12 protein-coding genes are annotated in these 14,802 nt (G+C 39.3%); all 12 read right to left on the reverse strand.

Annotated elements, in window-relative coordinates:
• Positions 1 to 28 precede the first annotated feature (28 nt).
• Positions 29 to 1,063 (reverse strand): glyceraldehyde-3-phosphate dehydrogenase, encoded by a 1,035-nt coding sequence (locus JNUCC23_RS16390; RefSeq protein ID WP_454212458.1) that lies wholly within the window; start codon positions 1,061 to 1,063, stop codon positions 29 to 31.
• Positions 1,064 to 1,330: 267 nt separating this feature from the next.
• A complete protein-coding gene (gene coaE / locus JNUCC23_RS16395; RefSeq protein WP_062176891.1) occupies positions 1,331 to 1,933 on the reverse strand; it encodes a dephospho-CoA kinase in 603 nt (200 codons plus the stop codon).
• Between the two features lie 21 nt (positions 1,934 to 1,954).
• Positions 1,955 to 2,593 (reverse strand): sporulation membrane protein YtaF, encoded by a 639-nt coding sequence (gene ytaF, locus JNUCC23_RS16400; RefSeq protein WP_062176889.1) that lies wholly within the window; start codon positions 2,591 to 2,593, stop codon positions 1,955 to 1,957.
• Positions 2,594 to 2,671: 78 nt separating this feature from the next.
• A complete protein-coding gene (mutM, locus tag JNUCC23_RS16405; RefSeq protein ID WP_062176886.1) occupies positions 2,672 to 3,508 on the reverse strand; it encodes a DNA-formamidopyrimidine glycosylase in 837 nt (278 codons plus the stop codon).
• Between the two features lie 230 nt (positions 3,509 to 3,738).
• Positions 3,739 to 6,372: a DNA polymerase I gene (gene polA / locus JNUCC23_RS16410; RefSeq protein ID WP_454212461.1), complete on the reverse strand. Its 2,634-nt coding sequence runs from the start codon at positions 6,370 to 6,372 to the stop codon at positions 3,739 to 3,741.
• A 385-nt stretch (positions 6,373 to 6,757) separates the two neighbouring features.
• Positions 6,758 to 7,687, reverse strand: coding sequence for a protease modulator HflC (gene hflC / locus JNUCC23_RS16415; RefSeq protein ID WP_403069149.1), 930 nt, complete (start codon positions 7,685 to 7,687; stop codon positions 6,758 to 6,760).
• Complete coding sequence (gene hflK, locus JNUCC23_RS16420; protein ID WP_062176874.1) at positions 7,684 to 8,646, reverse strand: FtsH protease activity modulator HflK; 963 nt, start codon at positions 8,644 to 8,646, stop codon at positions 7,684 to 7,686. The genes hflC and hflK overlap by 4 nt, the downstream gene beginning before the upstream one ends.
• A gap of 382 nt (positions 8,647 to 9,028) precedes the next feature.
• Positions 9,029 to 10,795: a two-component system histidine kinase PnpS gene (pnpS, locus tag JNUCC23_RS16425; RefSeq protein WP_454212464.1), complete on the reverse strand. Its 1,767-nt coding sequence runs from the start codon at positions 10,793 to 10,795 to the stop codon at positions 9,029 to 9,031.
• Positions 10,792 to 11,508 (reverse strand): winged helix-turn-helix domain-containing protein, encoded by a 717-nt coding sequence (locus JNUCC23_RS16430; protein ID WP_062176868.1) that lies wholly within the window; start codon positions 11,506 to 11,508, stop codon positions 10,792 to 10,794. Before JNUCC23_RS16430 ends, pnpS begins: the two co-directional genes overlap by 4 nt.
• Before the next feature lie 335 nt (positions 11,509 to 11,843).
• The gene (locus JNUCC23_RS16435; protein WP_062183005.1) at positions 11,844 to 12,320 is read right to left on the reverse strand and encodes a MaoC/PaaZ C-terminal domain-containing protein; all 477 of its coding nucleotides are present in this window, start codon (positions 12,318 to 12,320) and stop codon (positions 11,844 to 11,846) included.
• Positions 12,321 to 12,428: 108 nt separating this feature from the next.
• Entirely contained in the window at positions 12,429 to 13,364 is a 936-nt protein-coding gene (mdh, locus tag JNUCC23_RS16440) for a malate dehydrogenase (RefSeq protein WP_062176865.1), read from the reverse strand.
• 126 nt (positions 13,365 to 13,490) lie between these two features.
• The gene (gene icd / locus JNUCC23_RS16445; protein ID WP_403069137.1) at positions 13,491 to 14,759 is read right to left on the reverse strand and encodes an NADP-dependent isocitrate dehydrogenase; all 1,269 of its coding nucleotides are present in this window, start codon (positions 14,757 to 14,759) and stop codon (positions 13,491 to 13,493) included.
• Positions 14,760 to 14,802 lie beyond the last annotated feature (43 nt).

The following is a 14,802-nucleotide window of genomic DNA, read 5'->3' on the forward strand; positions in this document are numbered from 1 at the left end:
TTTTTAGCTATGTATAAAACAAACTAACCTACATACCGACCATCACTTTTGAAAGACTTTTCATTTCTGAACCTACAAATTTCACAAGGTCCACAACGCGAGTCGAATAACCCCACTCATTGTCATACCAGGCTAATACTTTAATTTTTCTATGATCCATGACCATCGTCGATAAGCCGTCAATCGTTGCCGACTGTGGACTTGTATTAAAATCTATAGACACGAGCGGTTCCATCGAAATTTCAAGAATTCCTTTAAGTGTACCTTCTGAAGCTTTACGGAAGGCTTCGTTTACTTCTTCCACAGTCACATCACACTGAACGTCTACAACAAGGTCCACGAGCGACACGTTTGGCGTTGGTACCCGGAGCGCCATGCCATGTATTTTCCCTGTTAATTGCGGCAACACAAGTGACAGTGCCTTTGCAGCACCTGTGCTTGTCGGGATAATACTTTGTCCGCAAGCGCGAGCACGTCTTAAATCCTTATGTGGATTATCGAGATTTTTTTGATCATTTGTGTAAGCGTGTACAGTTGTCATTAACCCATTTTCAATTCCAAACTGTTCATCTAAGATTTTTGCGACAGGTGCAAGACAATTAGTTGTACATGAAGCATTAGAAATAACAAAGTGACGATCAATATCAAGGGCTTCTTCATTAACACCCATGACAATCGTGACATCTTCATTTTTTCCCGGAGCTGTTAAGACCACTTTTTTCGCACCTGCTTCTAAATGCAGAGCTGCTTTCTCACGGTCATTAAATTTCCCAGTTGCTTCAATGACGATATCTATATTTAACTTCCCCCACGGAAGCTGCTTTGGATCACGGCTATTAAGCAATTGAACACGGCGACCATTTACGATAATGGCATCCTGTTCCACCGTTACATCCCCTTCGAATTTCCCATGAATTGTATCATACTTAATTAAATGTGCTAACGTTTCAGCTGGATAGCTTGCATTAATTGCCGTTACAACGAGATCATTATCTAAAATAGCCTGACGAAAAACCATTCTCCCAATTCTTCCAAAACCATTAATCGCGATTCTTGTACTCATAGCTCTGCCCCCCGAATTAACGTTATACTTTTTATCATAATATTAAAATTAGTATAACACATTCAAAGCGATATTGTTAATAAAATTCTGATTTCTCTAATATTCACTTTCCCTTATCATCATAAATCAGATTTCACCCACAAAAAGCTATACTATATAAGCAATCTTGATTTCACTACTTATCCGAAATGTAGATAAAGGCAGAGATCATTTATTCAACATATATAATCAAAAAAAGAAGCTTTTTTAAGCCTCTTTTTCCATTACTTATATAACTTCCCACTGTGCCAAAACCTGCTTTACTTGTTTCTTTGATTCTAGCAGCGATCCATTATTATTTATGACGACATCGGCCAGTTTTTTCTTTTCTACTAGCGGCATTTGCGAATCGACTCTAGCTTTAGCGTCTACCTCACTTAAACCATTACGTTTTATTAAACGTTCAAGTTGGATCAGCTCATCCACATAAATCAGAATCGTTTTATCTACCATATGCGTTAAATTACTTTCAAACAAAAGAGGAATATCCATGAATAGGACATTTTCTCCCAACGCGAAGGCCGTTTCTTTTTGCTCAAGCATTCTTTTTCTTACAGCTGGATGAACAATTCCATTAAGCATTTGCCTTTTCTTTTCGTCATGAAAAATAATACTGCCAAGTTTAGCGCGATCTATCGAATCATCCGGTAGAAGAAGTTCTGAGCCAAATACCTTGATGATTGCGCGATAAGCTTCTTGCCCAGGTTCGACCACTTCTCTTGCGGCAATGTCCGCATCAATGATTGTAAAACCTAACTCTTCTCGAATAAATTGACTAATACTGCTTTTACCACTTGCAATACCGCCTGTAATTCCGATTACCTGTCCCATACCCAACCCCTATTTCAATAATTATAATTTACAAAGACCAATAATGATTAATAAAACACCTGGTAAGTAGGACAAGTGCTGGACAACTTTATTTGAAGAAAGTAATTTACCACTTTGCAAGCCGCTCCATAAGAACAATGAGCTCATCAAAGCAATGCTAATCGAGAGAATAAATGGAGAAACGCCAAGCATCGCGGCTCCAATACCCGCCCCAAATGCATCAAGAGATAATGCAAAACCTAAGACTATTGCTTCTACTCCAGTAATCGTACCTGATTTATCAAAATCTGCATTCATCGGCTTTTGTAAAATATTAATCGCTACTCCTAATGATTTGATTTCAAAATTAAAGAGTATTTTCTCGGTATCATGCGTTTGCTCTTCCTCAACACGCTTTTTCGAACGAAAATACTGAAATAAAATCCAGCTCCCGAGTAAAATTAAGATCAAGCCACCTGTTTTTCCTGCTGCTTCTACAGAGACAAACCTCGTGATAAAATCACCAATTATCATTGCCATGCCTACGCTTAATGCCGAACAACACGCAATGACTGCAATTGATTTAAATGGAAGCCTCATTTTCCTCATGCCAAAAGTCATTCCAACACCAAAACCATCCATGCTAACCGCAAATGCAAGAATTATTAATTGTAGCCACATCGAAACGTATGCCCCTTCCATTCAAGCTAAAATAGTATATGGATGGGGCATATCCAATGTGTATTTACCTAGATAAATTTACTTTGAATGAAACGGCTGACATGTAGGACAAATATGGGTACCTCTTCCACCTACTTTAAGTTTTTCAAGGGTTGTATTGCATCGTTTGCACGCTTCTCCTTTTCGATCATACACGAATAAGTCAAGCTGGAACATGCCCATTTGGCCTTGTGAATTGATGTACGAACGAATCGTACTACCACCTTTATTAACAGCTTCTGATAAAGTAGCAATGATTTCACGATGCAGGCGAGCTATTTCTTCTTCTGACAAGGATGAAGCAATTCGCTCCGGATGAATACCTGCTCGGAATAAAGACTCGTCCACGTATATATTCCCGATTCCAACTACAACTGTTTGATCCAGTAAAACCATTTTAATTTTACGATTTGTTTTCCTTAGCTTTGCAGTGAGATCGTCAATTGTAAATTCACGAGACAACGGTTCTGGACCTAAATGCGCAAGTGGAAGTTGATTCATTTCTTCGCCTTTTGCAAACAAATGCATCGTGCCGAATTTCCGAACATCCCGATATCGTAGTTCCGTGCCATCCGTGAAAGAAAAAATAACATGGGTATGTTTATCATACGGTTCCGCTGAAGCATAGACACCATATTTCCCTTCCATTCTTAAATGTGAAACCATCGCATAATCGTCAAGCTGAAAAATAAGAAATTTCCCACGGCGATGGATTTCATGAATCGTTTGTCCTTGTAAGGCATCTTGAAATTGCTCGACTTGTTCGGGAGCTTTAATGATTTTCGGCCAAAATACCGACACATCACGAATCTCCTTACCAATCACAAGTTCCTCTAATGTGCGCCTAACCGTTTCAACCTCAGGAAGTTCCGGCATTACTTCTCCCCCTTTTTAATTCGTTATTTAGTTCATACTAATAAATACAATGAAATACGGCAAACCTAGTTGATCCACCTTGACCAAGTAGCTCCCGCCTTTCTTATTGTCTAGCTGCAGCTCCTAGCGACTCGAGTCATCTGCCAACCCCTTACTGAAGGTATAGTACACCTTCTGTAAGGGATCGGCAGATGCTTGTCGTCCCTGATCAGTCGCTTCCGCTTTTCTTATTACTTTGCATCAAACCATGTCGGACCATACGAGTAGTCTACTTTTAACGGAACGTTTAGCTCAATTGCGCGTTCCATTTCTTCTGGTACGATCTTCATTAGGATTTCAATTTCTTCCGGCGGCGCTTCGAAGATTAGTTCATCATGTACTTGAAGAAGCATTTTTGTTTTTAAATTTTCCTGTTCAATGCGTTCCGCCATATTAATCATCGCAAGTTTAATAATATCAGCGGCGCTCCCTTGAATCGGTGTATTCATTGCAGTCCGTTCGGCAAAGCTTCTTATATTAAAGTTTTTGCTCGTGATTTCCGGAATATAGCGACGGCGGTTTAAAAGCGTATTAACATATCCTTTTTGATTCGCTTCAAATATACTTTCATGCATATATTCCTGTACCCCTGGAAAGCTCTTTAAATATTTCTCAATAAATTCTCCTGCTTCTTTCCGAGTAATACCAAGACTTTGAGATAAGCCATAGTCGCTAATTCCATAGACGATTCCAAAATTAACAGCTTTCGCTTGACGCCGCATATTTGAAGTCACTTCGTCTTTTCCAACATGAAACACATCCATCGCTGTTTTCGTGTGAATATCCATATCAGAGCGGAACGCTTCAATCATCGCTTGATCATTGGCGATATGCGCAAGTACCCGCAATTCGATTTGCGAATAATCAGCCGCAAAAATAAGCCAGTCTTTTTCTGATGGAATGAATGCTTGTCTTATTTTTCTTCCTTCTTCTAAACGAATCGGGATATTTTGCAAATTGGGATCTGTTGAGCTTAATCGCCCTGTTTGGGTTAATGCTTGATTGAACCTTGTATGAACCTTATCTATCTCTGAAAAACTAACCACCTTCAACAAACCTTCAACATAAGTAGATTGTAGCTTAGCAAGCTGACGGTAATGTAAAATTTCACGAACGATTTCATGCTTACTTTCCAGTTTTTCCAAAACATCTGCTGAAGTTGAATAGCCTGTTTTCGTTTTCTTCATGACCGGTAGCTGAAGCTTTTCAAACAAGATCACACCTAGCTGTTTAGGCGAATTAATATTGAATGCCTCACCAGCCAAACTGAAGATTTTTCCTTCAATAGCTTGCAAGCGTTGTGACAGCTCTTGTCCCATATCCATCAGACGCGAGACATCGACCTTTATGCCTTGTAATTCCATATTGGCAAGAATGATCGACAGTGGTAATTCTAAATCAGTCAATAATGCATACTGCTCGTTTTCCTCAAGGCCTGTAATCATTTCATCTTTTAATGCTAAAATCGCTCTCGCTTTTCGCCCTAAGAAATCACATAAGGCATCTTGGTTAGGAATCTGACGTTTCGCCCCTTTTCCATAAAAAGATTCATCAGGTTGAAGCATTGGTCGCTTTTGAGCTTTGGCAATGGCTGCAACATCCACAACCGATTCTGCTGGATTGAGTAAGTAGGCTGCTAGATATAAATCGAATTCAATTCCTTTTAAATCAATCCCTCTTCTACTCAGCGAAACAATCGAGCGTTTTGCATCATAGACGAATTTCTTATACGACTCATTTTCTGCCCAGCTTTTAAAGATCTCTGAGTGGATGGCCACATCACCATGGATATAAAAATTCCCCTTTTCATTCGCAAGACTAATGCCAACGATATCTCCACGATGATAATTATCATCTAGAATTTCGATATAAAGGGCCGTTTCCTCTGTCAACATTTCTTCGGTAATCTCTGTGACCAACTCAATATCCATCGCTTCTTGAACAATGTCTTCAGCAGGATTTGCAACATCTAATTTCTCAAGCAATGTGTTAAATCCGAGCTCTTTATATAAAGGAGCGATTTTTTCCTGGTCCACTCCATTGTATACTGTATCATTTAGTTGGATTTCAATCGGTGCTTCGCGCGTAATAGTAGCTAGCTCCTTACTTAGTACGGCAAGCTCTTTATGTTCTTCAATTTTTTCTTTCAGTTTATTTCCGCTAACTTGATCAATGGATTGCAGCAGGTTTTCCACTGTTTGAAACTGATGAAGCAATTTAAGCGCCGTTTTTTCTCCTACACCAGGAATTCCAGGAATATTATCAGAAGCGTCTCCCATTAGACCCTTCATATCAATAATTTGAATGGGTGTGATGCCGTATTTTTCTTGAATATGTAAAGGGGTGTATTCTTCAATGTCGGTAATGCCTTTTTTCGTAATGCCGACCGTTGTGGCTGACGAAGATAATTGTGTTAAATCTTTGTCCCCAGAGATAATCTTAATTTCAAAGTCTTCTTTTTCAGCATGAAGCGATAAAGTACCGATAATATCATCCGCTTCGTAGTTCGCAAGCTCATAACGAGAAATTCCGTAAGCATCAAGAAGCTCCCGGATAAACGGAAATTGCTCAGACAGTTCTGGCGGTGTTTTCTGGCGGCCACCTTTATATTCTTTATACGACTCGTGGCGGAAAGTCGTTTTCCCGGCATCAAACGCTACAAGTACATGTGTTGGCTTTTCTTCCTCCAAAATCTTATTTAACATCATCGTGAATCCATAAATTGCATTCGTATGGACTCCTTTATCATTATTCAACAATGGCAAGGCAAAAAAAGCTCGATACGCAATACTGTTTCCATCAATAAGTACTAATTTATTACTCAAACTGAGAATCCTCCTTTTACAAAAACACTGGATTTCAAAAACCAATTCTATAGTCAATTATCTTGTTTTTTTATCCCGCATTAACGGGCAGTAAGACCCCCGACTTAGAGGAGTAGGAATCGAAGAAGTGTAGGTGGGGGACAACTGCCCTTAAAAGCCCGATTGGTGAGATACAGTGAAACTTACCGCTGTGTTCTTCAGCGGTTTAGTTGAGGCCCACAGGATGTGGGTCACTCAGACGTTGCCGCAGGATGCGGCGTACTTAGTCTAAGTTCATTGAATCGGGTTCGTAGTGTCGCTTTATTAAAAAAACCGTTCTTCCCATCTCTATATTCTACCACGAGTAGATACAGAAAGAGAAATGAACGGTTACTTCTGAAATTCATTATTTAGTGTTTCCCATCAACAGACTTGCATATGGAGAATTGGCTGGCAGAATAATAACCGTATCCTCTCCAATTGTTTTCTTATACGATTCTAGTGTTCGATATAAACGGTAGAATTCGGCATCCTTGGAGAAAGACGCATTGTATACTTTCGCCGCTTCCGCTTCCCCTTGGGCGCGAATGATATCAGCTTCTGCCTTTGCAGTCGCTAAGAGCTCAGTCACCTTTCTGTCTGTATCGGCCATGATACGGTTCTTATCTGCGTCACCTTTTGAAAGATATTGCTGTGCGGTTGATTCACGTTCTGAAATCATTCGTTTGAACACAGACGCTTCGTTCTCCGCTGGCAAATCGGTTCGTTTAATTCGAACGTCTGTCACTACAATTCCGTAATTCGAGTCTTTAAGAAGCTCGTTTACTTTGTCCGTCATTCGATCATTCAAGCTTCCTCTTGAAGACTTTTCATCATTGATGATTTCATCGTAATTCAATTGACCAAGTTCGGTACGGACAACGGAATAAATGAATTCTTCCATTCTTGCTTCAGCACTTTCAATTGTTCTTGCATTGGTAATCATTTTCTTCGGATCTTCAATTCTCCAAACCGCATAATTATCGATCATGATTCGCTTTTTATCTCTTGTATTAATTTCCGCTTCTGAAACATCGTATCCCATTTGATACTTCGGCAACGTTGTCACACTTTGGATAAAAGGGATCTTCACTTTTAAACCAGGCGTCTTATCAATGCGAACAACCTCTCCGAATTGACGGACGACTCGATATTCCCCTTCCTTCACAACAAACACATTACTAATAAAGATAAGAAATAATAGAAGTAATATCACGAAGAAAATACCGACTCTTACATATCCTCTCCACGGTCCAAAGCCTTTGCGACTATTTAATTCGACTACTTTTTCACTCATTCCGTTCCCTCACTTTCAGCTGGTGCTTTTGGCTGTTCTTTTTCAAGCGCACGGATCGGGAAGTATTTCATCGTATTCCCGTCATCATTCATAATATAGATCTCTGCATTCGGAAGGACTTGCTCAAGCGTTTCAATCACTAAACGTTCTCTTGTAATATCTGGGTTATTTTTATATTCTGCATAGAGCTTATCAAAAACAGCTACGTCCCCGCGGGCACGCTCGGTTCTGGCAGCTTTTTCTCCTTCTGCAGCAGAATTAATCGCTGCAATTTCCCCTTTTGCTTCATTCATTCTCTGATTTTCATATTTTTGCGCTTCATTATTCTTCGTGTTCATCGTTTCACGAGCGTCCGTAACATTTGTAAAAGCTTTTCGAACTTCTTTATTCGGAAGCTCAACATCCTGAAGCTTAACAGCAAGGACCGAAATCCCGATATCGTATTTTTCAATCAGGTGGGAAAGCAGTTCTCTGACGTTTGCTTCAATTTCAGCTTTTCCAGACGTTAGTGCATCATCAATCTTCGAGTTGCCGATAATGCTACGAAGTGCCGCAGATGTTGAATCATATAAAAGTTCGTTCGGGTCATCAACGTTATATAAATATTTCTCGGGATCAGTTATTTTCCATTGAACGACTAAATCCGCGAGCACAATGTTTTCATCACCGGTAATCATTTTCGTTTCTTTCGGAAAATCTTCCACTACACCATCTTTATCGGTATAGCCAAATTGTAGACTAAATGTTTCCTTTGATACTTTCTCAACGGATTGAATCGGCCAAGGCATTTTCACATGTAATCCAGGTTCAGTAATCGTTTCATCCACTTTTCCAAATGTTAAGATCACCGCTTGGTCTGATTCATCAACGGTATACCAGGTTGTAATCGCCACAATTCCTAATATGATAATCAATAGAGTCAATCCAGTTGTTATGTAAATCTTTTTTAAACTTACCATCGAAACCCCTCCTTTATTCTCTCTCTTCTTATGTACGATAAATATTGGAAAAGGATTCATTATTTTCATAATTTTATATTTTGTGGGCGTAAAACCACGATACCTTTAGGCTCGTGGTAGTTCACTATCTCTTACTATTTCGTATGAAGGACACGGGGCCTCTCCATTGTGATTAGGTGGGTGTAGCGTGTTAATCCCTCATAGTAAGTAGTGGCGTCTTAACGCCTACAGATTTTGTATAAAAGCCAAAAAAGACGAGGACATGGGGTTGTCCTCGTCTCATCTGCTCCCTGGATGATGGGGTTTTCTAGTTCATTGTAACCCCTATTTATAAACGGCATGTATTAGAATTGTTAAAATCATGTAAATTCTAATTTCCCTCTCAACGAATATGTTTCTTTAAAAGAACCGTAAACGACGTTCCTTTCCCAGGACAGCTTTCAACCGTTATTTTCCCTTTATGAACTTCCAAAATATGCTTCACAATCGCTAAACCTAGTCCTGTTCCCCCAGAGTCCCTACTTCTTGCCTTATCCACTCTGTAAAAACGCTCAAATATCCGCGGCAGTTCTTTGCTTTCGATTCCAATGCCATTATCATGAACAACTACCCGAACATTGTCCGCGTCTTCTGATGCTTCAATCTTTACTTCGCCTTCACTTGTTGTATAATTTAGTGCATTCGTAATAAGATTGATAAAAATTTGTTTAATTCGATTCGCTTCTCCCTCAACCCATAAAGAAGGACTCTTACTTTCAAGGACCAACCTAATATTCTTTTCTTCTGCTTTACCACAAAGCATCGCGACGGATTCTTCAAGAATGGTACTAACATTCACAGACTCAATTTGTAAAACAAAATCTTGCTGCTCAATTTTGGATAGATCCAACAATTCTTGAATAAGCTCTTGAAGGCGATCGCTTTCACTTAAAATGATCTTTAAAAAATCATATAAGGCTTGTTCGTCCTTTAAAGCGCCGTCCAGCAGGGTCTCCGAAAACCCTTTGATAGAAGTGATTGGCGTTTTCAACTCATGCGACACATTCGCCACAAAGTCTTTCCGCATTTGTTCTAACTTTTTTAATTCAGTAATGTCATGGAAAACAATAATAATTCCCTTCCACTCATCATTTTTTACAATGATCGGCGCTCCGTACACTTCAAAATGTTTTCTTTCAATAGTAAGTGGAATTAACACTTGACGTTTGATGCTTTTTTCCGTCATGAAAATTTCTTCAATAATCGCAATAATCTCTGCAGATGGAATCACTTCATAATAAACTTTGTACAATAAATCAGTATCTTCCATATTAAACTGTTGTTTATACGCAAGATTCGTCATCGTAATATGCCCTTTATGATCGATTTGCAACACGCCACTACCAATATTTTCAATCAGAGTTTCCAGACGATCCTCATGCAAATCTCTGGAAATTTGCAATTCTTGAAGATTTCTCGCCAAAATATTTAACGATTTACTAAGCACGCCTATTTCATCCGAACTCCGCTCATAGGTTCTTGCCCGATAATTTCCTTCTGCAAGCTCAATCGCGGTTGTCGCCGCCGCCTCAATAGGACGAGAGTATCTAGAAGCGATTTTGCTCGCAAACATGGTAATAATACATAGCGACGCGATAAGGCTTATCGTCAAAATCCACCATATTTGACTGTTCACTTGATCGATTGCTTCTATTTCATTACTTAATACAGCTGCACCCTCAATCGCGCCGTCTTTTTGTATCGTTTTATAAAAATATTGCAGACTCTTAGACCCCTCTACAAATCCACTCTGCTTATCCCTATCTAATTGATTAGTGATGCTTTTCAGCATATGTTCGTGACGTTCGGGATGATTATTTCGGTTTACATTATCATCATAAAGGATCGTTCCGTCATTCCTGATAATTGTGAAATTGGCATCATGTAGATTGGCCAAGTCTTCTGTTTTTCCTTGTTGAATAAATTCAGAAATTCCCCCGTTTTCCTGAATATACTTGGCGATAAAAATAGTTTCTCTTTCCATTCTTTCATTAAATGTATTGACATAGTAATTTTTGAAAACTTGTCCGAGCAGTAACCCCTCTGCCAGAAGAACAATAATGATCAAGCTGATAATCGCCACTAACAGCTTTGTCTTGAATTTGGTCATTCCGGTTTCGGCTCCTCAAGCTTATACCCTAAACCACGTATTGTTTTAATATAAATTGGCTTTCTTGTATCTTCTTCTATTTTTTCTCGAAGATGACTAATATGTACATCGACAATCCTCGTATCTCCCGCAAAATCGTAATTCCAGACTGCACTTAGTAGCTGGTCTCTTGTTAAAACTCTTCCCTTATGCTGTGCAAGATACAGTAATAATTCAAATTCCTTTGGAGTCAGCTCAAGTAATCTCCCCTTAAAAAAAGCTTCATAACGATCATGGTAAATTTCTAATTCATTAAGTTTCAGAACACCTTCTCGTTCGTCATTCGATTCTCCAGCTTCCTGACTGATTTGTGATCTTCTAAGAATCGCTTTAATTCTTGCGACCACTTCTCTTGGACTAAACGGCTTTGTCATGTAATCATCTGCACCAAGTTCCAATCCTAATACTTTGTCAAACTCATCATCTTTCGCTGTCAACATTAAGATTGGCACCATTATTTTTTGCTGGCGCAGTTGCTTACAAACTTCAATCCCATCTAGTTTTGGAAGCATTAAATCCAGGATAATTAACTGTGGTTTTTCGGCAATTGCCCGATTTAACCCTTCTTCACCATCTAAAGCGGTAATCACGGAATAACCTGATTGCTCTAAATTATATTGTAGTAACGTAACAATGGATTTTTCATCATCCACTACGAGAATTTTATTAGACATAGCTTCCTCCCGAAAATATATTACCCCGCGACTCACAATGAGCCGACTCATCCATCTTCATTATAATTTAAATTAAGGAAAAGAGTAAGAGTAATATTAAGTGAATCTTCAATCAGCGGGGTTTTCTTCATCCCTCACTGATTGTTATGGTTTTACGAGCGATTTATCCCCTACCTATGTTTCTTCCATCCCTCTAAGCCTTAAGGTGGGAAGTTACTGCCCATTAATACAGGATAAAAAGATGCCCATAAGCAAGGTTCTGACCAGACCACTAACGAAACAATATAGTAGTAGTTTAAGGTTGACCTCCCTGAGACATCCTGCTCATCATCTTTTTAGAAACTTTCCAAAACACTGCCATCTATTCCTTTAATTTGGCTAGGGGGACAAACCTTTATTCTACCTTCTAATATACAAATTCCTTCATCGTTTTCTCCTACAACTTCTATTACCATTTCATTTTCATTAACATTCACTTCTTTTACTTCAAATCGAAACTTGATCGTTTCATAGTGATAGACCGGATTTGGCAATTCAATATGATGGGACAAAATATGGCTCCCTGGACCTGGAAGATATTTGGAGACAGCTGAAGTGACGATACCGATTAGCATAATGTGAGGCACAAGTGGTTTTTTGAAAGTAGTCTGCGCGGCATAATCATGTTGAATATATAAGGGGTTTGCATCATTCGTTAATCCTAAATATAACAATAAATCTTTGTCTTCCATTTTCTCAGTGAGCGTTAGCTTTTCGCCTTCTTTGATTTCTTCAATTGTTCTACCAAGCTTTCGTTTCTTAAGCAACATAATGTTGACCTCCGTCAGATTTGAAAAAAAACTGTCCAAGAAGAGAGAGGTGAACGAATGGCACTCATATTCTCTCGCTTAGACAGCTTTTTATAATATATACTTTAGAAATTATTTAAGAATCGCCATCACATTGCGAACAGAATCAACAGATTTAGAAAGTGCTGCTTTTTCATCTTCTGTTAATTCAAGTTCAATGATTTGTTCAATTCCACCTGCTCCAAGAACCGTAGGCACACCAAGATAAATTCCATCAAATCCATATTCTCCTTCAAGATATGCAATCGTCGGAAGGACACGGCGTTGATCTTTCAAAATAGCCTCTGCCATTTCTACAAGAGCTGCCGCAGGTGCATAATAAGCACTACCGTTTCCAAGTAGATTTACGATTTCTCCGCCGCCTGTACGTGTACGAGCAACGATTGCGTCTAAACGTTCTTGTGGAATGAGCGTTTCTAACGGAATTCCGCCTGCATATGAGTAGCGAACAAGAGGAACCATATCGTCACCATGACCACCTAGAACGAAGCCAGTCACGTCTTTCACAGACAAGTTCAACTCTTGAGCAACGAATGTACGGAAACGTGCCGTATCAAGAACGCCTGATTGACCGATAACGCGATTCTTAGGGAAACCTGATTCTTTGTATACCGTATATGTCATAGCATCAACTGGGTTTGTTAAAACGATTAACGTTGAATTTGGAGAGTATTTTACAATTTCTTTCGTAACAGCTGTCATTACTTTTTGGTTAGTCTGTACTAAATCATCGCGACTCATACCTGGTTTACGAGCAATCCCAGCAGTAATGATGACAATATCAGAATGAGCAGTGTCTGCATAATCAGAAGTACCTGTAATTTTTGCATCAAATCCAAACACAGGGCTTGCTTCTAGCATATCTAACGCTTTCCCTTTAGTCGGATTTTCCATTTGCGGAATATCTACTAATACAACATCACCTAATTCTTTTTGTGCAGCAAAAAACGCCGTTGTCGCTCCTGTAAAACCGCCACCGATGACAGAGATTTTTTTACGTTTTGACATGGAGATCTCCCCTTCCCTATGTAAAAATTATCATTTACTTCCCTTATCCCTGTTGCACGAATAAACTTCTTGGAAAAGAAGCCGGTATACCCCGGCCTCTTCTCTAAAGAAGCGTTCTATCGAAAATTATAGGTTTTTAATTAGTTCATCAGCGAACTCCGAACATTTCACTTCAGTAGCACCGTCCATTAGGCGGGCAAAGTCATAAGTTACAACTTTTGAAGCAATTGTTTTTTCTACTGAAGCTGTAATGCTCGCAGCAGCTTCCGTCCATCCAAGATGTTCAAGTAATAGCACACCTGAAAGAAGAACAGAAGAAGGGTTCACTTTATCAAGTCCTGCATATTTCGGAGCAGTACCGTGAGTTGCTTCAAAAATAGCATGTCCAGTTTCGTAGTTGATGTTCGCTCCAGGAGCAATCCCAATTCCACCAACTTGAGCAGCTAGCGCATCAGAAATGTAGTCTCCGTTTAGATTCATTGTAGCAACTACATCAAATTCTTTCGGACGAGTTAGAATTTGTTGTAAGAAAATATCAGCGATCGAATCTTTTACGATGATCTTACCTTCTGCTTCAGCAGCAGCTTGCGCTTTATTTGCCGCATCTGTTCCTTCAGCTTCTTTAATGCGATCATATTGATTCCAAGTGAATACTTTATCACCGAATTCTTGTTCAGCTATTTCATAACCCCAGTTTTTAAATGCACCTTCTGTGAACTTCATGATATTCCCTTTATGTACTAAAGTTAATGAAGAACGGCCTTCTTTAATTGCGTAGTTAAGAGCCGCACGTACAAGACGTTTTGTTCCTTCTTCAGAAACTGGTTTAATTCCAATACCTGACGTTTCAGGAAAACGGATTTTGTTTACGCCCATTTCATTTTGAAGGAAGTCAATTAGTTTTTTAACTTCATCAGATCCTTTTGCATATTCAATCCCCGCATAGATGTCTTCTGTGTTCTCACGGAAAATGACCATGTCCGTATCTTCTGGACGTTTAACAGGTGAAGGAACACCATCGAAATAACGGACTGGACGAAGGCATACGAAAAGATCAAGCTCTTGACGCAAAGCAACGTTCAATGAACGAATTCCACCACCGATTGGCGTAGTAAGCGGTCCTTTAATCGCAATCAAATACTCGCGAATTACATTCAGTGTTTCTTCTGGAAGCCATTCTCCTGTTTGATCAAATGCTTTTTGTCCAGCCAATACTTCTTGCCAAACAATTTTTTTCTCGCCGTTGTAAGCTTTTTCAACAGCCGCGTCTAATACACGAGATGCTGCTGCCCAGATATCTGGACCGATTCCGTCCCCTTCAATAAAAGGTACAATTGGGTTGTTTGGTACGTTTAGTACACCATGTGTTACTGCGATTTTTTCACCTTGTGTCATGTCTAATTACCTCCGATTCAATATCAAAGATTAGCAGGTCCAT

This window comes from Peribacillus sp. JNUCC 23, from assembly GCF_053653995.1.

Bases quoted from the DNA above. Each gene is read 5' to 3' on its own strand.
- pnpS (WP_454212464.1), bottom strand. From the start codon at position 10,795: ATGACCAAATTCAAGACAAAGCTGTTAGTGGCGATTATCAGCTTGATC.
- JNUCC23_RS16430 (WP_062176868.1), bottom strand. From the start codon at position 11,508: ATGTCTAATAAAATTCTCGTAGTGGATGATGAAAAATCCATTGTTACG.
- hflC (WP_403069149.1), bottom strand. From the start codon at position 7,687: ATGAGTGAAAAAGTAGTCGAATTAAATAGTCGCAAAGGCTTTGGACCG.
- ytaF (WP_062176889.1), bottom strand. From the start codon at position 2,593: ATGTGGCTACAATTAATAATTCTTGCATTTGCGGTTAGCATGGATGGT.
- hflK (WP_062176874.1), bottom strand. From the start codon at position 8,646: ATGGTAAGTTTAAAAAAGATTTACATAACAACTGGATTGACTCTATTG.
- JNUCC23_RS16390 (WP_454212458.1), bottom strand. From the start codon at position 1,063: ATGAGTACAAGAATCGCGATTAATGGTTTTGGAAGAATTGGGAGAATG.
- mutM (WP_062176886.1), bottom strand. From the start codon at position 3,508: ATGCCGGAACTTCCTGAGGTTGAAACGGTTAGGCGCACATTAGAGGAA.
- coaE (WP_062176891.1), bottom strand. From the start codon at position 1,933: ATGGGACAGGTAATCGGAATTACAGGCGGTATTGCAAGTGGTAAAAGC.
- mdh (WP_062176865.1), bottom strand. From the start codon at position 13,364: ATGTCAAAACGTAAAAAAATCTCTGTCATCGGTGGCGGTTTTACAGGA.
- icd (WP_403069137.1), bottom strand. From the start codon at position 14,759: ATGACACAAGGTGAAAAAATCGCAGTAACACATGGTGTACTAAACGTA.